We start from the raw sequence: 21,508 nt of genomic DNA, 5'->3' as shown, positions 1-21,508 counted from the left end.
GAGACTGAAAGAGACGCTTACACGGCAATCAACCCCCGCACTCCATCGGCATCCATGTTCGCCCCGTCACCGCCCGCGACGATTTCGCCGCGACTCATCACCCAGTAACGATCGGCGATCGCCTTGGCGAAATCGTAGTACTGCTCGACGAGCAGCACCGTCATGCCCATGTCCTCGACGAGCTGCCGCAGCGTGCGGCCGATGTCCTGGATGATCGACGGCTGGATGCCCTCGGTCGGCTCGTCGAGGATCAGCAGTTGCGGCTGGCTCATCAGCGCGCGGCCGATCGCGAGCTGTTGCTGCTGACCGCCGGACAGATCGCCGCCGCGCCGGTTGCGCATGTCCTTCAGTACCGGAAACAGCTCGTAGATGCGCTCGGGGATCTTCTTCGGCGCCTTTCGGCTGGCCGCGCCCACCAGCAGGTTTTCCTCGACGCTGAGGCGCGGAAAAATATCGCGGCCCTGCGGCACGTAGGCGAGCCCCTGGGCGACCCGCGCATGCGTGGGCAGTTTCATCAGCGGTTCGCCGCGCCACGCGATCGCACCGCTTTTCGCGGGCACGACGCCCATCAGGCAGCGCAGCAGCGTGGTCTTGCCGACGCCGTTGCGCCCCAGCAGCACCGTCAGCTTGCCGTCGGGCACCGTGAGCTTCACGTCGCGCAGAATATGGCTGCCGCCGTAGTACTGGTTCAGTCGGTCTACTTCGAGCATGTTTCAGTCATCCTGTCGGGTTGACGATGCGGTACCGCGTTGAGTTCCGATCAGCGGCCTAGATAAGACTCGATCACGGTCTCATCGCGCTTCACTTCGTCGAGCGTGCCGTGCGCGAGCACGCGGCCTTCGGCCATTACCGTCACCTTGCCCGTGTCGCCCGCGAGCGCCGCGACGAACTCCATGTCGTGCTCGACGACCATCATCGAGCAGGTGCCGCGCAGGTGATTGAGCAATTCGGCGAGTTGCATCGTTTCGTCGTCGGTCATGCCGGCCGCGGGTTCGTCGAGCAGCAGCAGCGCTGGGCGTTGCATCAGCAGCATGCCGATTTCGAGGCGCTGCTTCTGGCCGTGCGATAGCTCGCCCGCGAGCCTGCGCGCTTCGCTTTCCAGTCCGATCAGCGCGAGCGTTTGCTCGATGCGCGCCTGCGCGTCGCGATCGAGCCGCGCGCGCAGCGACGCCCACCAGCCCTTGTCGGTCTTCATCGCGAGTTCGAGGTTTTCCCACACCGGATGCTGCTCGAACACGGTCGGCTTCTGGAACTTGCGGCCGATGCCGGCGCGCGCGATCGCCGGTTCGTTCATCCGCGTCAGATCGATCGACTGGCCGAGAAACACCTTGCCGTGATCGGGTGCGGTCTTGCCCGTGATCACGTCCATCATCGTCGTCTTGCCCGCGCCATTCGGGCCGATGATGCAGCGCAGTTCGCCCGCGTCGATCGCGAGCGACAGCGCGTTCAGCGCGCGAAAGCCGTCGAAGCTGACCGTCACGTCTTCGAGGTACAGGATCGTGCCGTGCGATACGTCGATCTCGCCGGGCACGACCGTGTGCCCCATGCTCGCGACGCCGCTCAGCGAGCGTTCCGCCGGTGCTTCGGGCAAATCCAGATCGGGAACCATCGGGTTTTCGTTCATCAGCGGTTCCTCAGCGGTCTCTTTTACGCGTCAGCAGATCGGCGAGACCCATGATGCCGTTCGGCAGCAGCAGCGGCACCAGCACGAAGATCAGGCCGAGAAAGAACAGCCAGTATTCGGGGAAGTTCGCCGTAAAGAAGCTCTTTGCGCCGTTCACCGCGAACGCGCCGATGATCGGGCCGATCAGTGTGCCGCGTCCGCCGACTGCGACCCAGATCGCCATTTCGATCGAGTTGCCCGGCGACATCTCGCCCGGATTGATGATGCCGACCTGCGGCACGTACAACGCGCCCGCGATGCCGCACAGCACCGCCGACACGGTCCACACGAACAGCTTGTACGCGAGCGGGCTGTAGCCGAGAAACATCAGCCGCGTTTCGCCGTCGCGCACCGCAGTCACCACGCGGCCGAGCTTCGACGTGACGATTGCGCGCGCGCCGATGAACGCGGCGATCAGCACCGCGAACGTGATCAGCAGCAATGCGGCGCGCGTGCCCTGATGCGTGATCGGAAAACCGCCGATGCGCTTGAAGTCGGTAAAGCCGTTATTGCCGCCAAAGCCCGTTTCGTTGCGATAGAACAGCAGCATCGCGGCGAAGGTCATCGCCTGCGTGATGATCGACAGATACACGCCCTTCACGCGCGAACGGAACGTGAAGAAGCCGAACACCCACGCGACCACGGCCGGCACCAGCACGACGAGCAGCAGCGCGTAGCCGAGATGCTGCGTGCCTTGCCAGTACCACGGCAACTGGTGCCAGTCGAGAAACACCATGAAGTCGGGCAGATCGCTGCCGTACTTGCCGTCGTGCCCGATCGCGCGCATCAGGTACATACCGATCGCATAGCCGCCGAGCGCGAAGAACAACGCGTGACCGAGACTCAGGATGCCGCAGTAGCCCCACACCAGATCGAGCGCGAGCGCGGCGATCGCATAGCACATGAACTTGCCGGTCAGCGTCATCGCATACGCGGACAGATGCAACGCGCTCGTCTCGGGAATCACCAGCGCGGCGAACGGCACGCCGAGGCCGAACACGATGATCAACGCGAGCAGCGCGAGCCATGCGCGACGCGACAGCAGCGCGGGCCGCGGTGGCAGGCCGAGCGCGAAGCCGGTGCTGGGCTCGCGCGCGGCGCCGGCACCCGCGCTAGCGGCTCCGGCGCGCGACGACGCGGCGGAAGAGGAGTTCGCCGATGAAGTAGCCGATGCCATCTCATGCCTCCGCGCTACGGCCCTTCAAGGCGAACATGCCCTGCGGACGCTTCTGGATGAACAGCACGATCAGCACGAGCACCGCGATCTTCGCGAGCACCGCGCCCCAGAACGGTTCGATCGCCTTGCTGACGAGCCCGAGGCCGAAGCCGCCGAGCACGGTGCCCGCAAGCTGGCCGACACCGCCGAGCACGACCGCCATGAACGAATCGATGATGTAGCTCTGGCCGAGGTCGGGCCCGACATTGCCGATCTGCGATAGCGCGCAGCCGCCGAGTCCCGCGATGCCCGCGCCGAATGCGAACGCATACGAATCGACGCGCGCGGTTTTCACGCCGACGCACGCGGCCATGCGGCGGTTCTGCGTGACCGCGCGCACGAACAGACCCAGCCGCGTGCGCGTGAGCACGGCCCAGGCGATCGCGACGACGATCAGCGAGAACGCGAGAATCGCGAGCCGGTTGTACGGCAGGATCAGGTTCGGCAGTACGGTCACGCCGCCGCTCATCCATGACGGATTGACGACCTGGACGTTCTGCGCGCCGAACAGCATGCGGGTCGCCTGAATCAGGATCAGGCTCACGCCGAAGGTGGTCAGCAGCGTTTCGAGCGGGCGGCCATACAGGTGCCTCAGCACGAGCCGTTCGAGCACGATGCCGACCAGCGCGGCCGCGACGAAGGAGGCCGGTATCGCGACGAGCGGATACCAGTCGAACGCGTTGGGTGCGAAGCGCTGAACGAGGTTCTGCACGACGTAGGTCGCGTACGCGCCGATCATCAGGAATTCGCCGTGCGCCATGTTGATCACGCCGATCAGGCCATACGTGATCGCCAGGCCGAGCGCGGCGAGCAGCAGCACGCTGCCGAGCGACAGCCCCGCGAACAGCGTGCCCGCGATCTGGCTGCGACGCTGGATCGCATCGAGCTCATCGATGCCGCTCTGCGCGGCCGCGCGCACGCGTTCGTCGGTTTCGGCAAACGTGCCGTCGGCTTTCTTCGCGATCAGCGGGCGCAGCAACTCGTTCATTTCGAGGTCGTGGCGCGCGGCGACCAGTTGCACTGCTTCGAGACGCTTCGAAGGGTCCGGGTCGTGCAATGCGCTCATTGCCCACAGTGTGTCGAGACGCTTCTTCAGCGCGGGATCGGTTTCTTTGGCGCGCGCGGCGTCGACCAGCGGTTTGATCGATGGGTCGGGGTTTTGCAGCAGCGCATCGATGGCGGCTGCGCGTGTCGCCTGGTCGGGCGACGCGAGTTGCAGGCCCGACAGCGCCCCCGCTACTTTCGAGCGCAGCAGGTTGTTCAGCGTGATGGGCTGCGCGTCGCTCGCGGCGACCGGCTGGCCGGTGACGGCATCGCGGGTGGCGTCGCCGTCCTGCAGCAGTACCGCGCCTGAGTCGGTGGCGAGCGCGCTGTCGTCGGCGAGTGCCTTCAGCACCGCGAGCGACGCGGTATCGTGCGTGGCGATCAGTTTGTCGATCGCGGCGGACTTCGCCTCGAAGTCGTCGCCGGCGAGCGGCGCGACATCGGCCTCGGTCAGCGCGAATGCAGCGCGTGGCGCGACGGTGAGAAGAACCGCGAGCGGCAGCAGGAGCGCCGCGCCGCGTCGTCGCATGGAAGTCGGAAATGAAAACGCCATGATGGCCTTTGCACTGGGTTGAATCGATGAGCCGCTCACGCGCGAGGACGCCGCCGCCGCTTCAGCGGGACGTCGCCGGGCATTGGCGTGCGCGGTCATGCCGCGCAACGCGTCTGGGTCGCGCGCGAGCCGCGCGTGCCGGTACGCAGGCCGCACGTCGCGGCCGCTGCGGCGAGACACGCGCGGCGACTCGCGCGCCGCGGCGCGACTCACGCCGACACGTCATGCGACGCGCGAGCGCCGCAGGAACGCGGGAATCGAACTGACCACATCCGGCTTGCCCGCATTGCCGGCGATGAACGGGCTCCACGGTTGCGCGCGAATCGGCCCCTTGGTGCGCCACACGACGTTGAACTGGCCATCCGCGCGTACCTCGCCGATCATCACCGGCTTGTGCAGATGGTGGTTGCCGTCCATCTCCAGCGTGAAACCCGACGGTGCCGCGAAGGTCTGCCCGACCATCGCGACGCGCACCTTGTCGACGTCGGTGCTCTTTGCTTTCTCGACCGCCTGCTTCCACATGTGGATGCCGACGAAGGTCGCCTCCATCGGATCGTTGGTCACACGCTTGGTGCCGCCCGGCAGGTTGTTGTCCTTGACCCACGTGGCCCATTGCTTCTTGAACTTCTCGTTGGACGGGTTGCGCACCGACATGAAGTAGTTCCAGGCCGCAAGATTGCCGACGAGCGGCTTCGTATCGATGCCGCGCAGTTCCTCTTCGCCGACCGAGAACGCGACGACGGGCACATCCGACGCCTTCAGCCCCTGGTTGCCGAGTTCCTTGTAGAACGGCACGTTCGAATCGCCGTTCACGGTCGAGATCACCGCGGTCTTGCCGCCTTGCGAGAAGGTCTTGATGTTCGCGACGATGGTCTGATAGTCGCTGTGACCGAACGGCGTATAGACCTCCTGGATGTCGGCTTCCTGCACGCCCTTCGATTTGAGGAACGCGCGCAGGATCTTGTTGGTCGTGCGCGGATACACATAGTCGGTGCCGAGCAGGAAGAAGCGCTTCGCGCCGCCGCCTTCGGCGCTCATCAGGTATTCGGTCGCGGGAATGGCCTGCTGGTTAGGAGCTGCGCCCGTATAGAACACGTTGCGCGACATTTCCTCGCCTTCGTATTGCACCGGATAGAACAGCAGGCCGTTCAGTTCCTCGAACACCGGCAGCACCGACTTGCGCGATACCGAGGTCCAGCAGCCGAACACGACCGCGCACTTGTCCTGCGTCAGAAGCTGGCGCGCTTTCTCGGCGAACAGCGGCCAGTTCGAAGCCGGGTCGACGATCACCGGCTGGATCTGACGGCCCATCACACCGCCGTTCTTGTTGATGTCGGCGATCGTCATCAACGCGGTATCTTTCAGCGACGTCTCGGAGATCGCCATCGTGCCGGACAGCGAATGCAGGATGCCCACCTTGATCGGACCGCTATTGGACTGCGCGTGCGCGAACGGCACGCGGCCCGCGAGCGCGAGCGCGCCGGACATGGAGCCGAACTTCAACAGACTGCGACGTTTCATGTGCTTTCCCCTTGTCATTGATGGTCACTGTTTATGAGCGCCGATTTCAGCCAGCCAGGCTGAGCTCGCACGACTAGCCGCTCGTCTACTGCAAGGCACATGCCATGTGACGCATTCGACGTGATGCGTGTGGAATGCCCGATGCGGCGCGGCTACCGGGGCGGGAGGTGGGGAATCGGTCCATCGATGGCGCGGCGCGAAACTGGTGCAGTCGCGCGCGGCGCGCCTCGTTCGGGTGCGCGTCGCGCCGCGACGAAGCGTGCTTCGACGCCAGTGAAGCGTTGCTGGCGCAGGCGGGGCATCGGCGGTGCATGGGCGCCCTGGGGACGCCGCGCTTTTGTGCATGGTGTGGGTGTTGCCCACACCGGAACACGGTGATATTGAATGCTGATCAGGGAGTCCGAACCTGATCGGACGCGCCGTCGTCAGCCCAACCGATAAGTCCGCTTTCTAAATGCCCTTCACCGCGAACCGACAGTAAGAGAGCACGCCGCGGCTGCTTGTGAGCGCGAAACGGATGTACTACACCACGCAATGAGCTTAGTCCCGTTCTACCATTAAACAAGACAAAACTTGCCGTTCGGGTAACGGGGAATTATTCCAGTCTGGCAAATCCCTTTTTTGAAATCCTTCCAGGGACCGGTAACCGCTCACATTCCAGTTGTGCCCACTTGCGTGCTCAACTTCCACAATCTTGAATCGACACTGGCGACCTGGATTTTTCAAGTGAAAGACAATGCGTCTTTGATCATCGCTGAAATTCTTTTCCAAGATTTCGTAGCGTGTCGGCTTACAGACGCTATATGTTGAATTCCATTCAATTGTGTTAGCTCGCACGTAGAGCGCACCGGAACACGCACGACCTGTTCCCTCAAAATCCCCTTTAAGACCGACTTCGGCGCCGATCGCTATGCTTGACATGCTGTAGAGAATGATGCACATCGCCGTCATTTTCACTGAGCACATAATGCAGCCTCCCCCTTGTGGATCAGGCTGAGAGCATAATCCAGCTTCTGGGGATAGAGGGAATCGCCGGAGTTGTAGTTTTTCGCGATGCTTGGTGTCGTAATAATTTTCCAGCTAACAATGACTTTCTTCAGCGAAGCCTTCTGATATTTCAGTATTTGACCGGGTCTCAATAAATGGAAGGAAGGATTGAGTTTCTGTATCACTTCAATAGTGCTTCCATTTGTCTTGGCGATCTTGGCGATGCTGTCCCCTGCCAGTACCCTGGCTTCGTAAATTGTGGCGTCTGCGTCCGGGACGGCTTTGATCGCATAATTTGCCGTCCGCATCAGTAAGTAGCCAATGCCAGCAGCGATACTATGATAGGGATTCGTTATTGCACTACCAAAGGTGAGGCGATTCATCCACGTTGGGGGAATAATTAAATCTCCTCCTTCATTGCCAGCTAAAAGCGCTCGCAATCCTGGATCGCCGGGATTACCTATTTGAATCGGATTCGATTCCCATTTCTTGCTTTCCGCACCGGTCTCCACCCAAATCATCGCCAGTCTTCGGTGGTGCATGAACAGCCATATGACTCCTCCTTGGGGTTGAACTCAACATAGCGCCGGGAATCCGAAGCAATAGTGTCTAATAAACGACTCCGATACAGACAGCGACATACGTGTGTCGAACATCTATCCAGAGTCGCTGCCCGGATCGGCAGCGATCAGATATTCGCCGTGCAACAGGTTGTCCGTATATGGGCGACGGCCCAAATTTCCCTTCCTTAATGAGGGCGTGCAACACCCGTCGCTCAGCGGGGTAGCCCCACAAGAAGCGCCGGACCTTGCTCAGTGATGGGTTGAATGACGGGCCAATAAAACAGCAAAGACCCCCCAAGGCAAAGATCTTGCGGAGTCTTTGCCTGCATTTCCGACGCGGCACAAAAGAAAAACGGCGCAAGGACCATCAGCCCTTGCGCCGCTTCAACGCGCTACCTTCGCGCCGAACCTCAATAAGTCGGAACCGACGGATCGACCTGACGCGACCACGCGTCGATGCCGCCTTGCAGATTGAACACGTTGGTATGTCCGCGCGATTCGAGGAACATCGCGACCTGCGCACTGCGCGCGCCGTGATGGCAAATGCAGACGATCTGCGCGTCGTCATCGAGTTCTTCGCTGCGCGCGGGAATCTCGCGCATCGGAATCGACACGACGCCGGCCATCGACGCGGTTTGCAGTTCCCACGGCTCGCGCACGTCGAGCAGCACGGGTGCGGGACGCGAAGTATCGGCGAGCCATTCGGCGAGTGCGGGAGCGGTCAGATTTTGCATCAGCGTGACATCCAGTTCGTGGGACGGCGGCTTGCTCGCCGCCCGTCCAGATCAACAATACAACTCGAAGCGCAGCGAAAACCGCCGCTTAGAACCTGAACCGCGCCGGCTGCACTGCATTGGCGAGCGGCTCGACATAGGTTTCGAACACGTCGGAGATCCGGTACTGCTTCTCGTCGATGCGCGTGATGATTTGCGCCTTCATCACCGGCGCGCTGCCGACGAACGCCGCGAGACGGCCGCCGACCTTCAGCTGTTCGAGGATTTCCTGCGGCAGCACCGGCAGACCGCCCGACACGCAGATCACGTCGTACGGTGCCGCGCCGGTCCAGCCGCGCGAAGCGTCGCCGGTCGCGACTTCGACGTTCAGCACGCCGTTGGCGATCAGGTTGCTCTTCGTGAGCTCGGCCAGTTCCGGTTCGATGTCGACGGTCAGCACGTGTTGCGCGCGATGCGCGAGCAGCGCCGCCATGTAACCCGAGCCCGCGCCGATTTCGAGCACGCTTTCGTGCTTCTTCACCGCCAGCTCCTGCAGCACGCGCGCCTCGACGCGCGGCGCCAGCATGTGCTGGCCGGCCGGCAGCGGCACTTCGAAGTCGGCGAAAGCGAGGTCGCGGTAAGCGGCGGGGACGAAATTCTCACGTTTGACGATCGACAGCAGATTCAGCACGTCCTGGTCGAGCACTTCCCAGGGGCGGATCTGCTGTTCGATCATGTTGAAACGCGCTTGCTCGATGTTCATGGTGGATTCGGCGGTTTTGGTTTGGCGAGCGGGCGACGATTGCCGCTGACTTTTGTCCTGACCCGGCCACGGCGGATTGCCGGCGGCCGCGGCGTCGGAGCAAGGCGTTCGCTTGCAAGCCGCGTCAGGGGAACTGCGGGATTGTACCAAATGGCGGACTCGCGCCGGACGCTCGCGGGCAAGCGCGAGGCCGGTCCGCCCCCGTGTTAATCCCTAGCGATCCGTCCTTGCGATTCGCATCGCGATCGCCACAAAATGTAATCGATTACATTTTGTGCTGCGAGGTCGTGTGTCCCGAACGCCGTCCCGATCGTCGCCGACCGCGTCGTCCGGCGCGACCAGTCAACCGCTACGTCAGCCGCAGAGGCGCTGGCCGCGCACGGCCGACGGGCCGTCGATCGCGGGCGTGGCCGAGCAGGCGGGCGTGTCGGTCGCGACGGTGTCGCGCGTGCTGAACGGCCACGACAACGTGCGGCCCGCCACGCGCGACAAGGTGCTCGCGGCGATCGACGCGAGCGGCTACCGTGTCAACGAACTCGCGCGCAATCTGCGCACCGCCGAGAGCCGCCTGCTGCTGACAATGGTGCCCGACTTCGGCAATCCGTTTTACGCGGAGATCGTGCGCGGCATCGACAGCGTCGCGCGTCAGCACGGCTACTTCATGCTGCTATGCGACACCGGCGCGGACCCGGGCCGCGAGCGCAGCTACTTCGACATGCTGCGGCGCCGCCGCGCGGACGGCGCGATCTGCCTCGATCCGGCGACGATCCAGCAGGCGCTCGGCGAGGCGTCGCAGGCGCTGCCGTGGGTCGCGTGCTGCGAGTTCGATCCGGAGATGGGCGTGCCGTACGTCGGCATCGACAACTACCGCGCGGCCGGCGACGCGGTGCGCCATCTGCTCGCGCGTGGTCACCGGCGCATCGGCCTGGTCAATTCCGACGTCGACTATCTGTATGCGCGCCAGCGTCAGCAGGGCTACCTCGACGCGTTGAGCGACGCGGGCATTGCGCCGGACCCGCGCTGGCGCATGAATCTGAACTGCCTCGATTACGAGGCGGGCGCGTCGGCCGCGGCGGGGCTGATGCAGGAACCGGACGCGCCGAGCGCGATCTTCGCGGTGTCGGACACGCTCGCGATCGGTGCGATCCACGGCTTGCGCAGCGTCGGCAAGCGCGTGCCCGACGACGTCGCGGTGGCCGGCTTCGACGACATCTCTGTCGCCGCGCAGATCGATCCGCCGCTGACGACGATCGCGCAGCCGATGCGCGAGCTCGGCGAGACCGCCGCGCGTCTGCTGCTGCAACGCCTCGCGAATCCGCAGGCCAACGTGCCAGGCGTGCTGCTGCCGCATCGTCTCGTGATCCGTGGGAGTGCGTGAGCCATGAGCCTTGCGATCCGCTTCGACGACATCCGCAAGGACTTCGGCCCGGTGCGCGTGCTGCACGGCGTGAGCTTCGAGCTCGCGCCCGGCCGCATCTACGGTCTGCTCGGCGAGAACGGCGCGGGCAAATCGACGCTGATGAAAATCCTCGCCGGCTATGAAACGGCAACCTCGGGCAACGTGCTGGTCGATGGCCACGCGCAGCGCTTCGCCGGTTCGCGCGACGCCGAGGCGCAGGGCATCGTGCTGATCCACCAGGAGTTCAACCTCGCCGAGCATCTGACGATCGCGCAGAACATGTATCTCGGCCATGAGAAGCGCCGCGGCTGGTTCGTCGACGACGCCGCGATGCGCAGCGACGCCGCGCGCTATCTCGCCCAGGTCGGGCTCGAGCGCGCGCCGGACACGAAGGTGCGCGAGCTGATCGTCGCGGAAAAGCAGATGGTCGAGATCGCGAAGGCGCTGTCGCGCCGCGCGCGTCTGTTGATCATGGACGAGCCGACCGCGACGCTGACGCCCGCCGAAACCGAACGGCTGTTCGCGCTGATGCTGAAGCTGAAGGCCGATGGCGTGACGATCGTCTATATCTCGCACAAGCTCGATGAAGTCGAGCGCATCACCGACGAAGTGATCGTGATGCGCGACGGCCGCTTCGTCGCGCGCGGTGAAACCACGGGGCTCGCGCGCCAGCAGATGGCGAACCTGATGGTCGGGCGCGACGTGTCCGACATGTTCCCCGACAAGCAGACGGTGCCCGCCGACACGCCGGTCGCGTTGCGTGTGAACGGCCTGACGGTGCCCGACTGGGTCGAGGATCTGAGCTTCGACGTGCGCGCAGGCGAAGTGCTCGGCTTCGCCGGTCTCGTCGGCGCGGGCCGCACCGAGGCGTTCGAGGCGATCATCGGCTTGCGCAAACGCGCGGGCGGCACGATCGAAATCGCCGGCCGGGCAGTCGATCTGAAAAACCCGCGCGACGCGATGCGCCACGGTCTCACGTATCTGAGCGAGGACCGCAAGGGCAAAGGCCTGCACGTCAACATGAGCCTGCAGGACAACGTCACGCTGATGACGCTCGAACGCTACGCGCATCCGCTGCTCGACCTGAAAGCGGGGCGCGCGGCGTTGCAGAAGGCCGTCGGCGAATTCGGCATCCGCACCGGCGACCTGTCGAGCCGCGCGCGCATGCTGTCCGGCGGCAACCAGCAGAAGCTCGCGCTCGCGAAGTTCCTGCAGCCCGACCCGAACGTGATCGTGCTCGACGAACCGACGCGCGGCGTCGACGTCGGCGCGAAACGTGACATCTACTTCCTGATTCATCGTCTCGCCGCGCAGGGCCGCGCGGTGATCGTCATTTCATCCGAACTGATCGAGCTGATCGGCTTGTGCCATCGCGTCGCCGTGATGCGCGCGGGACACCTGCAAGCGACGCTGACGCTCGAGCATCTGACCGAAGAGGAGTTGATCGCTCATGCGACCGGCACCCACTGAAGCCGTGCAATCACGGCGCGCGCTGCGCGTCGCGCAGCGGCTCTACACGCTCGGGCCGCTCGCCGGGCTGATCGTGCTGTGCATCGTCGGCACGCTGCTCAATCGCGACTTTGCGACACTCGACAATCTGATGAACGTGCTCACGCGCACGTCGTTCATCGGCATCATCGCGGTCGGCATGACCTTCGTGATCATCTCGGGCGGCATCGATCTGTCGGTCGGCTCGATGGCCGCGTTGATCGCAGGCATCATGATATGGCTGATGAACGGGCTCGCGGCCGGTGCTACCGGTCATGCGCTGCCGCCGTTGCTGATCGTGACGATCGGCATCGTCGCGGCATTCGTGCTCGGCGCGCTGTTCGGCTGCGCGCATGGGCTGCTGATCACCAAAGGGCGCATCGAGCCCTTCATCGTCACGCTCGGCACGCTGGGGATATTTCGCGCGGTGCTCACATGGCTCGCCGATGGCGGCGCGCTGACGCTCAATGATTCTCTCTCCAATCTGTATGGTCCCGTCTATTACGCGAGCCTGTTCGGTGTGCCGGTGCCGATCTGGGTATTTCTCGTGGTCGCGGCGGGCGGCGCGCTGATCCTGAATCGCACCGCGTTCGGCCGGCACGTGCAGGCGATCGGTTCGAACGAACAGGTCGCGCGTTATGCGGCGATTCGCGTCGATACGGTCAAGATCGTCACCTATGTGCTGCTCGGGGTCTGCGTGGGCGTGGCTACCGTGCTTTACGTGCCGCGCCTCGGCTCCGCCACGCCGACCACGGGCCTGTTGTGGGAACTCGAAGCAATCGCGTCGGTGGTGGTCGGCGGCACCGCGCTGAAGGGCGGCGAGGGACGCGTGATCGGCACCGTGATCGGCGCGATCCTGTTGTCGGTGATCGCGAATATCCTGAACCTGACCAGCATCATCAGCGTGTATCTGAACGCGGCGGTGCAGGGCGTCGTGATTATCTTCGTCGCGTTCGTGCAGCGCGGGCGGCGGTAGACGTGCGTTTCAAGCAGGTGTAGCAAGGCAGGCGCGGTAAACCAACGGCAGGTCCGAAAAATCGGGGCGAGCGAACGCCTCTTGACTGGAGACACACACCATGAAGCAAGTCATTCGAGCGATCGGCGCCGGCGTGCTGGCGTTGGGGATGCTGGGCACGAGCGGCGCGGCGCGCGCCGACGACAAGGTCACGCTGGGCGTCGCGATTCCGACGGCCGATCACGGCTTTACCGGCGGCATCGTCTGGTGGGCGAACAAGGCGAAGGAGGATCTCGAGAAGGCGCATCCCGATCTGAAAGTGATCGTGAAGACCGCGGCCAATGCGCCCGAGCAGGCGAACCAGTTGCAGGATCTCGTGACGGTCAACAAGATCAACGCGCTCGTGATCTTCCCGTACGAATCGGCGACGCTGACCCAGCCGGTCGAGCAGGTGAAGCGTAAAGGCGTGTACGTGACGGTGGTCGATCGCGGCCTGACGAACACCAGTGCGCAGGATGCCTACGTGGCCGGCGACAACACCGCGTTCGGCAAGATTCCCGCCGAGTATCTGGCGAAGGCGCTCGACGGCAAGGGCAACATCGTCGCGCTGCGCGGCATTCCGACCACGCTCGACAACGAGCGCTGGACCGCCTTCACCGGCGTGCTGAAGAACTACCCGGACATCAAGATTCTCGACGCGAAGTACGCGAACTGGAATCGCGACGACGCGTTCAAGGTGATGCAGGACTACCTGACGCGCTTCAAGCACATCGACGCCGTGTGGGCCGCCGATGACGACATGGCGGTCGGCGTGCTGAAGGCGATCGATCAGGCCAAGCGCAACGACATCAAGATCGTGTTCGGCGGTGCGGGCTCGAAGGGCATGGTGAAGAACGTGATGGACGGCGCGCCGATGATCAAGGCCGACGTGTCGTACTCGCCGAAATTCATCTATGACGCGATCAAGCTGACGGCCGAAGCGCGGCTCAAGGGCGACAAGCTGCCGCCGACGACGATCATTCCGTCGGTGCTGATCACGAAGGAAAACGCCCAGCAGTTCTATTTCCCCGACTCGCCGTTCTGAGCGGCGCTCGGAGCATCGTCTAACGCGCGCGGGCCCGGCCCGCGCGCAACGTTCGAGGAACCGTACGATGAAAACCATCAAAGGGCCAGCGATTTTTCTCGCGCAATTCATGGGCGACGACGTGCCGTTCGACAACCTCGCGCATCTCGCCGAATGGGCCGCGGGTCTCGGCTTCAAGGGCATCCAGGTGCCGTGCGACCCGCGCCTGATCGATCTCGACAAGGCAGCGACGAGCGACGCGTACTGCGACGAACTGCGCGAGACCGTCGACAACGCGGGCGTCGCGATCACCGAACTATCGACGCATCTGCAGGGCCAACTGGTCGCCGTGCATCCGGCTTACGACACGCTGTTCGACGGCTTCGCCGCGCCGCATGTGCGCGGCAATCCGGCGGCGCGCACCGAGTGGGCGATCGCGCAGATGAAGCTCGCGGCGCAGGCGTCGCGTCGCTTGGGCCTGAGTACGCACGTGTCGTTTTCGGGCGCGCTCGCGTGGCCCTATATCTACCCGTGGCCGCAGCGGCCGGCCGGTCTCGTCGAGGCCGCGTTCGACGAACTCGCGCGCCGCTGGACGCCGATTCTCGATGCGTTCGACGCGGCGGGCGTCGACGTCTGCTACGAACTGCATCCGGGCGAAGACCTGCACGACGGCGTGACGTTCGAGCGCTTTCTCGCGGCGGTCAATCAGCATCCGCGCGCGAACATCCTGTACGACCCGAGCCATTTCGTGCTGCAGCAACTCGACTATCTCGCGTTCATCGATATCTACCACGAGCGCATCAAGGCGTTTCATGTGAAGGACGCGGAGTTCCGTCCCACCGGCAAGCAGGGCGTGTACGGCGGGTATAGCGGCTGGGTCGAACGCGCGGGGCGCTTTCGTTCGCTCGGCGATGGGCAGATCGACTTCGGCGCGATCTTCTCGAAGATGGCGCAGTTCGATTTTCCGGGCTGGGCTGTGCTCGAATGGGAATGCGCGTTGAAGCATCCTCACGACGGCGCGCACGAAGGCGCGGAGTTCATTCGCCGGCACATCATCCGCGTGGCCGAGCGAGCATTCGATGACTTCGCGGGCAGCGGTGTCGATACCGCGCAGTTGAAGAGCGTGCTGGGCATCTGACATGGGAGCGCAAACGATGCAGCGAAGAAGGCTCAGGCTGGGCATGGTCGGCGGCGGGCAGGGCGCATTCATCGGCGCCGTGCATCGGATCGCCGCGCGGCTCGACGATCGTTTCGAACTGGTGGCGGGCGCGCTGTCGTCCGATCCCGAGCGCGCGCGGGCGAGCGCCGTCGAAGCGGGTATCGCGCGCAGCTACGCGGACTGGCGCGAGATGGCGCGCGCCGAGGCCGCGCGCGACGACGGCATCGACGCGGTCGCGATCGTTACGCCGAATCATCTGCATGCGCCGGTCGCGACGGCGTTTCTCGAAGCGGGCATCCACGTGATCTGCGACAAGCCGCTGGCGGTTTCGCTCGCCGAAGGCGAAGCGCTCGCGAAGCTCGCGCAGTCGACCGGGCGCCTGTTTGCGCTGACCCATACCTATTCGGGCTACCCGCTGGTGCGGCATGCGCGCGAGCTGGTCGAAGGTGGCGAGCTGGGCGAGATACGCGTCGTGCAGGTCGAATACGCGCAGGACTGGCTCGCCGAGCCGCTCGAAACGGGCGGCGCGAACAAGCAGGCGGGCTGGCGCACCGATCCGGCGTTGGCGGGGCCGGCCGGGTGCCTCGGCGATATCGGCACGCACGCCTATCAGCTGGCTGCCTTCGTGACGGGGGCGATGCCGCGCGCGCTATCGGCCGAGCTGCACACGTTCGTGCCGGGGCGTCGTATCGACGATCACGTGCAGGCGATGCTGCGTTATGCGAACGGCGCGCGCGGCATGTTGTGGGCGAGCCAGGTGGCGAGCGGCGCGGAAAACGCGCTGCGCTTGCGCGTGTATGGCACGAAGGCGGGACTCGCGTTCGATCAGGAGGAGCCGAACGCGTTGTGGTTCACGCCACTGGGCGGCGCTGCCGAACGATTGACGCGCGCGCGAGTGAAAAGCCCGGTTGCCGCGCATGCGACGCGCGTGCCGGCCGGGCATCCGGAAGGCTATCTGGAAGCGTTCGCGCAGTTGTACAAGGATGCGGCGTTGCAGATCGATGCATTGAACGAAGGTCGCGCACCGCCGGCGGAAAGCCTGTTGTTGACGACGGTCGATGATGGCGTCGACGGTTTGCGGTTTATCGACGCGGTACTGAAAAGCAGTGCGGCGGATGGACGGTGGGTGGAGATCGAAGGGGCGTAGAGCGTTGCAACCAAGCGCAAGGTCGGCGATGCCGCAGCGTCAACCGCCCTTGCTTTTCTTGATCTGCGCTTCGAACGCGATATCGAGCTTGCTGGCCTTGCGCGGTTTCTGCGGGCCGTAGGCGTCGACGAACTTGACGAAGTCGTCGAGCGTCAGTGGGTCGGATACTTTGTTGTCGACGCCGCTCGATTTGTCGACCAGATAGAACAGGCCGCCGGATAGACTGATCGCGGCGAAGCGCGGGTTGCCGGTGCGCGTTTTCAGGCGCTCGACGGCGTGGATGGCTCGGGTGGTGCGCATGATGGGGACTGCGGCCGCTGATCGAAGAGAGAGCGTTACTTTAACAATTTTGCTGACGGTGTGCGGTTGGCACCCACGCACGACAACACCCGATGAGCCTCGACCCGCTCAGCGACGGCAAGATCATCGATAGCTGGCAGCGCGACGCGTCGCCGTGGACGAATGCGGTGCGCGCGGGTGAGATCGACAGCCGCCGACTGGTCACCGATCAGGCCGTGCTCGACGCGGTCCTCGCTTGCGACCCGGCCACGGTCCTCGACCTGGGCTGTGGAGAAGGGTGGCAAGTGCCTTTGCATCCGCGAACCGGCAAACCGGCGTCGGTGATTTTCCGCGCGCGGGCGACCGGCTAGCCGGCCGCCCAAGCTACCGCGTCTAACGCAGATGTCCGAAACGGAGGCATTGCATGCAAGCATTGGTCGATCGTCCTGGCACGCTGTTCGTGATACTGCTGGTCGCTTTCATCGGCGCGATCACTTTTGGCGCATTGGCGCTTCGACGCGTTTTCGCACTGAAGAGCGAGGAGCGCGAAGATTTCACGATCGTGGAGACGTCGACGTTGACGTTGCTCGCGCTGCTGATCGGCTTCAATCTGTCGATGGCGGTCAACCGCTACGACCAGCGCAAGAACCTGGAAGAAAACGAAGCGAACGCGATCGGCACCGAGTACGTCCGGGCCGATGTGGTCGCGCCGCCCGTCAGCGCGCAGCTCAAGGCTGAATTGACGCATTACGCGCAATTGAGGCTCGCCCATTTTCAAACACGAGACGCGCAGGAAATCGCTCGCATCGAGGCAGACACAGCGAAGTCTCAGGCCGCGCTGTGGCGCCTGGCGGCACAGGTCGCGAAGGATCAGCCGACGCCGATCGGCGCCGTCGTGATGACCGGCATGAACGATGTCCTCAACTCGCAGGACTATTCCGAGGCGGCGCTGTTGAACCGGATTCCGCTGGGCGCGTGGACGCTGATGATCCTGATCGGGTTATTTGCGTGCGTCGTGCAGGGTTATGGAGCGAGAGGCAGCGTTCGACGAGGCATCCTGATCATCGTGCTGCCCGTCACGGTTGCGCTGTCGCTGACGCTGATCGCGGACATCGACAGTCCGCGAGGTGGGATCATTCATATCGAGCCGCAAAATCTCACACGGCTGCTGAGGTCGCTGGGCCAATGACGCCGCCCGAGCTTATTCGCTCAACTCGCGATGCAACGCCCGATACTCCTGGGAAAGCTTATGCCCAGGATCGAGATGAATGACCGGCGTCGCCAGCTGATGCGACTCACGGATCTTCACCGACGATGACAAGCGCGACCCCAGCACCGGCAAGCCTTCACCGATCAGTTCGTCGACGAGCTTCTGCGGCAGGCTCGCGCGCGGCTGGAACTGGTTGATGACGATGCCTTCCACCTGCAGCGCGTCGTTGTGATCCTGCTGGATCTCCTTGACGTTTTCGAGCAGCGTGTAGAGCGCGCGACGCGAGAAGTCGTCGCAGTCGAACGGAATCAGACAACGCTCGACCGCGATCAGCGCCGAGCGCGTATAGAAGTTCAGCGCGGGCGGCGTGTCGATGTAAATCGCGTCGTAGATGTCGAGCTCGTTCAGCGCGTCGCGCAGCTTGTAGATCTTGTAGCGCGATTCGAGCTTGCCGTGCAGCGTGTCGAGGTCGGAATGCGCGGGCATCACGTCGAGATTCTCGAAGCGCGTCGGATGGATGAACGAGGTCGCTTCGACGGGCTTGAAGCTGAAGCCGAGCGCGGTTTCGAAGAAGCCTGCGACAGTGGGGTGGACTTCGCTCGCCTGCGGGCCGAGCAGATACTGGGTCGAATTCGCCTGGGCATCGAGGTCGATCACCAGCGTGCGCAGCCCCTCGCTCGCGCTGATGGCCGCCAGGTTGCAGACGATGGTCGATTTGCCTACGCCACCTTTCTGATTGAATACAACGCGCCGCATGGTCTCCCCTCGAACGGAAGCAGTTACAAAGGGCCCAGCATACCTGAGTCGCGTGACGGCGCTGATTTTGTAGGGTTGTTCGGGACCGTTCGACGTGTTACCGCGCGGCCGCATCCACGAGGGCGGCCACACCGCTCACCGGCTTCATCAAGTCGTCCGGCAGGCCATGACGCTCGCGAAGATAGGCCGTCGAGTTGAACGATAACCACGCACGGCCGTCCGCGTCTTCCCACACGAGCACCTTCAGGGGAAGATCGAGCGCGGCGGTCGGCGCCAGTTGCATCAACGGCGTGCCGGCTTTGGGATTGCCGAAGATCAGGAGCCGGCTGAACGGCATCGCCAGTCCCGCGCGCTCAGCGTCGCCGCTGAAATCGATGCACGCGAAAACCGTCAGGCCGCGCTCCAGAATCAGGGTTTGCAGGCGCTCGGCGGTCGCGCTGCCCGCGTGGGCGCTTGGAACCGTGACGATGCCAGTGCTGGCGTTCTCTGCGATCGAAGCGGTGGCCATCTTGCCTCCCGTGCGTCAACGGTGACGCGAACTCCATGCAGTGTAGGCGTTCGCTGTCGCGGTGTGGCCGATCGTGCCGAGGCGCCGGGAGGGCAGTTCTACCGGAAGGCGGAGCGTCATCGACGCCCCGCTGCCAGATTACTGGCTCAGATAAACGAACTTGCCATTCTTGATGGTGCCCATCACGCTCGCGCGCTGGTCGAGGCCGACGTGATCCTTCGGGCTCGTATTGACGACTCCGTTCGGCACGACCAGCTCATGCGCGTGCTCGAGTTCGTCGCGCAACGCGACGCGAAACGCCGGCGTGCCGGGCTGCGCGGTCTTCAACGCACGCGCGACGGCGTCCTGCAGGCGCGGGTACACGCCGGCCGCGTCGCCCGCGAACTGCGTGACGCTGCCGGGGCCATACTTCGCCTCGTACGCGTCGACGAACGCGAGCGCCGCCTTCTTCGACGGATGATCGGCCGGCAGCGTGCGCGCGACGACGACCGGCTGCGTCGGGAACAGCGTGCCTTCCACGTCTTTGCCGCCGAGCTTGATGAACTCCGGCGTCGCGATGCCGTGCGTCTGATAGATCGGCCCCTTGTAGCCGCGCTCGATCAGCGTGCGCTGCGGCAGCACCGTCGGCGTGCCCGCGCCGGCGATCAGGATCGCGTCGGGCTTCGCGGCCATCAGCTTCAGGATCTGGCCGGTCACGCTCGCGTCGGTGCGGTTGTAGCGCTCGGTCGCGACCAGCTGGATATGACGCGGCGCCGCGAACTTGCTGAACTCGTTGAGCCAGCTTTCGCCGTAGCCGTCCGCGAAACCGATGAAGCCGACCGTTTTCACGTTGTGATTCGACATGTAGCGCGTCATCACGTCGGCCATCGCGCTGTCGGTCTGCGCCATCTTGTAGGCCCACACCTTCTTGCCTTCCTGCGGCTCGACGACGCTCGCCGAGCCGATCAGCGTGATCATCGGCGTCTGGCTGTCGGCGACCGGATCGAGCGCGGCCATCGCGGCCGGCGTGATGTTCGGGCCGACGACGACGTCGACGTGGTCCTCGTTGATCAGCTTGCGGATGTTGCGCACCGCGTTGCCGGGGTCGGATGCGTCGTCGAGGAAGATGTAGTCGGCTTTCTGGCCGGCGATCGTCTGCGGCCACATCAGCATCGCGTTCTTGCTGGTGATGCCGATCACGGCGGCCGGCCCGGTATTCGACAGATCGATGCCGACTTTCAGGTCGGCGTGCGCCGCGCCGGCGACGAGCAGCGCCGCGGCCGCGAGGCCGCGCAGGGTGTTGCGTACTTTATTGTTATGCAACTTCATCAGAAGTGTCTCCGTAGCGAGAGAGCGGTATGGAAGCGATAGGGAAGCGGTTCAAAGCTCATAGGTTTCGTGTTCGCCCTTCAGCGCCTGCTCGATCAGCTTGCGGTTCAGGCTCGGCGACAGCAGCTCGACGAGTGTGTAGACGTAGCTGCGCAGATACGCGCCCTGTTTCAGCGCGACGCGCGTCACGTTGCTGCCGAACAGATGGCCGACCGGCATCGCGCGCAAATGGCGGTCGCGCTCGCCGTTGAACGCGATGTCGGCCATGATGCCGACGCCGAGGCCCAGCTCGACGTAGGTCTTGATCACGTCGGCGTCGATCGCCTCGAGCACGATGTCCGGATGCAGCCCGCGCAGGCGGAACGCCTCGTTGATCTTGGTGCGGCCGGCGAACGCGTTGTCGTACGTAATCAGCGGGTACTGGGTCAGGTCGTCGAGCGACAGCAGCTTGCGGTCGAGCAGCGGATGGTCCGGCTGCATCACCGCGACGTGGTGCCACTGGAAGCAGGGCAGCGACACCAGATCCTTGTAGTTCGAGATCGCCTCGGTCGCGATCGCGAGGTCGGCCTGGTCGTGCAGCACCATCTCGGCGACCTGGGTCGGGCTGCCTTGCAGAATCGAAAGGTGGACCTTCGGGAAGCGCTTCTTGAACTCGGCGATAGCCGCCGGCAGCGAGTAACGCGCCTGCGTGTGGGTCGCGGCGATCGTCAGGTTGCCCTGATCCTGCGCCGCGTAGTCCTTGCCGACCCGCTTCAGGCTTTCGACTTCCTGCAGGATTTTCTCGATCGATTGCAATATGATGCGGCCCGGCTCGGTCAGCGAGCGCACGCGCTTGCCGTGGCGGGTGAAGATTTCGACGCCGAGTTCGTCCTCCAGCTCGATGATCGCCTTCGAGACTCCCGGCTGGCTCGTAAACAGCGCCTTGGCCGCTTCGGTGAGGTTGAAGTTCTGCCGCACAGCCTCGCGGACGAAGCGGAATTGGTGCAGGTTCATATATAACCTCGCCGCATATAAAAAGAATTTTTTAGTCGTTTGAAATATAAGGCGAGTTTATTACGATCTGTCCATCTTTTTCAATATGGATATCTGTATTTGTTATAAGCAAATGAGCGATGGGTCTAAACGCCTGCTTGCCACAGCTGACAAACACGGATATTCGAGCCGCAGCGGAACCGGAGCGCCGGCCGCCGGACCGTCGTGCGTCACGCAAGTT

Annotated in this window: 21 protein-coding genes; 8 read left to right on the top strand and 13 right to left on the bottom strand. The window is 64.0% G+C overall.

Annotated elements, in window-relative coordinates:
* Positions 1-17: 17 nt before the first annotated feature.
* The 8 genes from urtE to GCT19_RS01285 form a co-directional block, all read right to left on the bottom strand.
* On the bottom strand, positions 18-710 hold the full coding sequence (gene urtE, locus GCT19_RS01325; RefSeq protein WP_152850807.1) for an urea ABC transporter ATP-binding subunit UrtE: 693 nt from the start codon (positions 708-710) through the stop codon (positions 18-20).
* Between the two features lie 50 nt (positions 711-760).
* On the bottom strand, positions 761-1,624 hold the full coding sequence (urtD, locus tag GCT19_RS01320) for an urea ABC transporter ATP-binding protein UrtD (RefSeq protein WP_013088661.1): 864 nt from the start codon (positions 1,622-1,624) through the stop codon (positions 761-763).
* A 10-nt stretch (positions 1,625-1,634) separates the two neighbouring features.
* Complete coding sequence (gene urtC, locus GCT19_RS01315) at positions 1,635-2,840, bottom strand: urea ABC transporter permease subunit UrtC (protein ID WP_018431738.1); 1,206 nt, start codon at positions 2,838-2,840, stop codon at positions 1,635-1,637.
* Between the two features lies 1 nt (position 2,841).
* Complete coding sequence (urtB, locus tag GCT19_RS01310; RefSeq protein ID WP_152850925.1) at positions 2,842-4,476, bottom strand: urea ABC transporter permease subunit UrtB; 1,635 nt, start codon at positions 4,474-4,476, stop codon at positions 2,842-2,844.
* A 222-nt stretch (positions 4,477-4,698) separates the two neighbouring features.
* Positions 4,699-5,997, bottom strand: a complete 1,299-nt coding sequence (urtA, locus tag GCT19_RS01305) for an urea ABC transporter substrate-binding protein (protein WP_013088664.1) — start codon at positions 5,995-5,997, stop codon at positions 4,699-4,701.
* Positions 5,998-6,950: 953 nt separating this feature from the next.
* Complete coding sequence (locus tag GCT19_RS01295) at positions 6,951-7,526, bottom strand: LysM peptidoglycan-binding domain-containing protein (RefSeq protein WP_152850806.1); 576 nt, start codon at positions 7,524-7,526, stop codon at positions 6,951-6,953.
* Between the two features lie 431 nt (positions 7,527-7,957).
* Complete coding sequence (locus GCT19_RS01290; RefSeq protein WP_018431735.1) at positions 7,958-8,281, bottom strand: rhodanese-like domain-containing protein; 324 nt, start codon at positions 8,279-8,281, stop codon at positions 7,958-7,960.
* A gap of 88 nt (positions 8,282-8,369) precedes the next feature.
* Positions 8,370-9,023: a protein-L-isoaspartate O-methyltransferase family protein gene (locus tag GCT19_RS01285; protein ID WP_152850805.1), complete on the bottom strand. Its 654-nt coding sequence runs from the start codon at positions 9,021-9,023 to the stop codon at positions 8,370-8,372.
* Positions 9,024-9,312: 289 nt separating this feature from the next.
* On the opposite strand from GCT19_RS01285, the gene GCT19_RS01280 reads away from it, so the two are divergent.
* The 6 genes from GCT19_RS01280 (at position 9,313) to GCT19_RS01255 (ending at position 16,234) form a co-directional block, all read left to right on the top strand.
* The gene (locus GCT19_RS01280) at positions 9,313-10,401 is read left to right on the top strand and encodes a LacI family DNA-binding transcriptional regulator (protein WP_321576732.1); all 1,089 of its coding nucleotides are present in this window, start codon (positions 9,313-9,315) and stop codon (positions 10,399-10,401) included.
* 3 nt (positions 10,402-10,404) lie between these two features.
* Entirely contained in the window at positions 10,405-11,892 is a 1,488-nt protein-coding gene (locus GCT19_RS01275; protein WP_018431733.1) for a sugar ABC transporter ATP-binding protein, read from the top strand.
* A complete protein-coding gene (locus GCT19_RS01270) occupies positions 11,873-12,886 on the top strand; it encodes an ABC transporter permease (protein WP_018431732.1) in 1,014 nt (337 codons plus the stop codon). The genes GCT19_RS01275 and GCT19_RS01270 overlap by 20 nt, the downstream gene beginning before the upstream one ends.
* A gap of 100 nt (positions 12,887-12,986) precedes the next feature.
* Complete coding sequence (locus tag GCT19_RS01265) at positions 12,987-13,949, top strand: substrate-binding domain-containing protein (protein WP_018431731.1); 963 nt, start codon at positions 12,987-12,989, stop codon at positions 13,947-13,949.
* 67 nt (positions 13,950-14,016) lie between these two features.
* Positions 14,017-15,066, top strand: coding sequence for a sugar phosphate isomerase/epimerase family protein (locus GCT19_RS01260; RefSeq protein WP_152850804.1), 1,050 nt, complete (start codon positions 14,017-14,019; stop codon positions 15,064-15,066).
* 16 nt (positions 15,067-15,082) lie between these two features.
* A complete protein-coding gene (locus GCT19_RS01255) occupies positions 15,083-16,234 on the top strand; it encodes a Gfo/Idh/MocA family protein (protein WP_152850803.1) in 1,152 nt (383 codons plus the stop codon).
* Positions 16,235-16,273: 39 nt separating this feature from the next.
* Here GCT19_RS01255 and GCT19_RS01250 read toward each other — a convergent pair whose 3' ends face one another.
* Positions 16,274-16,534: a hypothetical protein gene (locus tag GCT19_RS01250; RefSeq protein WP_018431728.1), complete on the bottom strand. Its 261-nt coding sequence runs from the start codon at positions 16,532-16,534 to the stop codon at positions 16,274-16,276.
* 92 nt (positions 16,535-16,626) lie between these two features.
* On the opposite strand from GCT19_RS01250, the gene GCT19_RS01245 reads away from it, so the two are divergent.
* Together GCT19_RS01245 and GCT19_RS01240 are read left to right on the top strand one after the other, a co-directional pair.
* Positions 16,627-16,884, top strand: coding sequence for a hypothetical protein (locus GCT19_RS01245; RefSeq protein ID WP_152850802.1), 258 nt, complete (start codon positions 16,627-16,629; stop codon positions 16,882-16,884).
* 53 nt (positions 16,885-16,937) lie between these two features.
* The gene (locus GCT19_RS01240; protein ID WP_018431726.1) at positions 16,938-17,702 is read left to right on the top strand and encodes a bestrophin-like domain; all 765 of its coding nucleotides are present in this window, start codon (positions 16,938-16,940) and stop codon (positions 17,700-17,702) included.
* Positions 17,703-17,714: 12 nt separating this feature from the next.
* On the opposite strand, the gene GCT19_RS01235 is transcribed toward GCT19_RS01240, so the two are convergent.
* From GCT19_RS01235 to GCT19_RS01220, 4 genes are all read right to left on the bottom strand, one after another.
* Positions 17,715-18,479 (bottom strand): ParA family protein, encoded by a 765-nt coding sequence (locus GCT19_RS01235; RefSeq protein WP_018431725.1) that lies wholly within the window; start codon positions 18,477-18,479, stop codon positions 17,715-17,717.
* A gap of 97 nt (positions 18,480-18,576) precedes the next feature.
* The gene (locus GCT19_RS01230) at positions 18,577-18,987 is read right to left on the bottom strand and encodes a DUF302 domain-containing protein (RefSeq protein WP_018431724.1); all 411 of its coding nucleotides are present in this window, start codon (positions 18,985-18,987) and stop codon (positions 18,577-18,579) included.
* Positions 18,988-19,125: 138 nt separating this feature from the next.
* The gene (locus GCT19_RS01225) at positions 19,126-20,295 is read right to left on the bottom strand and encodes an ABC transporter substrate-binding protein (RefSeq protein WP_152850801.1); all 1,170 of its coding nucleotides are present in this window, start codon (positions 20,293-20,295) and stop codon (positions 19,126-19,128) included.
* Positions 20,296-20,346: 51 nt separating this feature from the next.
* Positions 20,347-21,288 (bottom strand): CysB family HTH-type transcriptional regulator, encoded by a 942-nt coding sequence (locus tag GCT19_RS01220; protein ID WP_013088679.1) that lies wholly within the window; start codon positions 21,286-21,288, stop codon positions 20,347-20,349.
* Between the last annotated feature and the right edge of the window lie 220 nt (positions 21,289-21,508).

Source organism: Paraburkholderia atlantica (assembly GCF_009362785.1).
Classification (GTDB): Bacteria; Pseudomonadota; Gammaproteobacteria; order Burkholderiales; family Burkholderiaceae; genus Paraburkholderia; species Paraburkholderia atlantica.
Note: the sequence above shows the minus strand (reverse complement) of the source record. Positions and strands in the feature narration are given on the sequence as shown.

Bases quoted from the DNA above. Each gene is read 5' to 3' on its own strand.
- urtE (WP_152850807.1), bottom strand. From the start codon at position 710: ATGCTCGAAGTAGACCGACTGAACCAGTACTACGGCGGCAGCCATATT.
- urtD (WP_013088661.1), bottom strand. From the start codon at position 1,624: ATGAACGAAAACCCGATGGTTCCCGATCTGGATTTGCCCGAAGCACCG.
- urtC (WP_018431738.1), bottom strand. From the start codon at position 2,840: ATGGCATCGGCTACTTCATCGGCGAACTCCTCTTCCGCCGCGTCGTCG.
- urtB (WP_152850925.1), bottom strand. From the start codon at position 4,476: ATGGCGTTTTCATTTCCGACTTCCATGCGACGACGCGGCGCGGCGCTC.
- urtA (WP_013088664.1), bottom strand. From the start codon at position 5,997: ATGAAACGTCGCAGTCTGTTGAAGTTCGGCTCCATGTCCGGCGCGCTC.
- GCT19_RS01295 (WP_152850806.1), bottom strand. From the start codon at position 7,526: ATGCACCACCGAAGACTGGCGATGATTTGGGTGGAGACCGGTGCGGAA.
- GCT19_RS01290 (WP_018431735.1), bottom strand. From the start codon at position 8,281: ATGCAAAATCTGACCGCTCCCGCACTCGCCGAATGGCTCGCCGATACT.
- GCT19_RS01285 (WP_152850805.1), bottom strand. From the start codon at position 9,023: ATGAACATCGAGCAAGCGCGTTTCAACATGATCGAACAGCAGATCCGC.
- GCT19_RS01275 (WP_018431733.1), top strand. From the start codon at position 10,405: ATGAGCCTTGCGATCCGCTTCGACGACATCCGCAAGGACTTCGGCCCG.
- GCT19_RS01270 (WP_018431732.1), top strand. From the start codon at position 11,873: ATGCGACCGGCACCCACTGAAGCCGTGCAATCACGGCGCGCGCTGCGC.
- GCT19_RS01265 (WP_018431731.1), top strand. From the start codon at position 12,987: ATGAAGCAAGTCATTCGAGCGATCGGCGCCGGCGTGCTGGCGTTGGGG.
- GCT19_RS01260 (WP_152850804.1), top strand. From the start codon at position 14,017: ATGAAAACCATCAAAGGGCCAGCGATTTTTCTCGCGCAATTCATGGGC.
- GCT19_RS01255 (WP_152850803.1), top strand. From the start codon at position 15,083: ATGCAGCGAAGAAGGCTCAGGCTGGGCATGGTCGGCGGCGGGCAGGGC.
- GCT19_RS01250 (WP_018431728.1), bottom strand. From the start codon at position 16,534: ATGCGCACCACCCGAGCCATCCACGCCGTCGAGCGCCTGAAAACGCGC.
- GCT19_RS01245 (WP_152850802.1), top strand. From the start codon at position 16,627: ATGAGCCTCGACCCGCTCAGCGACGGCAAGATCATCGATAGCTGGCAG.
- GCT19_RS01240 (WP_018431726.1), top strand. From the start codon at position 16,938: ATGCAAGCATTGGTCGATCGTCCTGGCACGCTGTTCGTGATACTGCTG.
- GCT19_RS01235 (WP_018431725.1), bottom strand. From the start codon at position 18,479: ATGCGGCGCGTTGTATTCAATCAGAAAGGTGGCGTAGGCAAATCGACC.
- GCT19_RS01230 (WP_018431724.1), bottom strand. From the start codon at position 18,987: ATGGCCACCGCTTCGATCGCAGAGAACGCCAGCACTGGCATCGTCACG.
- GCT19_RS01225 (WP_152850801.1), bottom strand. From the start codon at position 20,295: ATGAAGTTGCATAACAATAAAGTACGCAACACCCTGCGCGGCCTCGCG.
- GCT19_RS01220 (WP_013088679.1), bottom strand. From the start codon at position 21,288: ATGAACCTGCACCAATTCCGCTTCGTCCGCGAGGCTGTGCGGCAGAAC.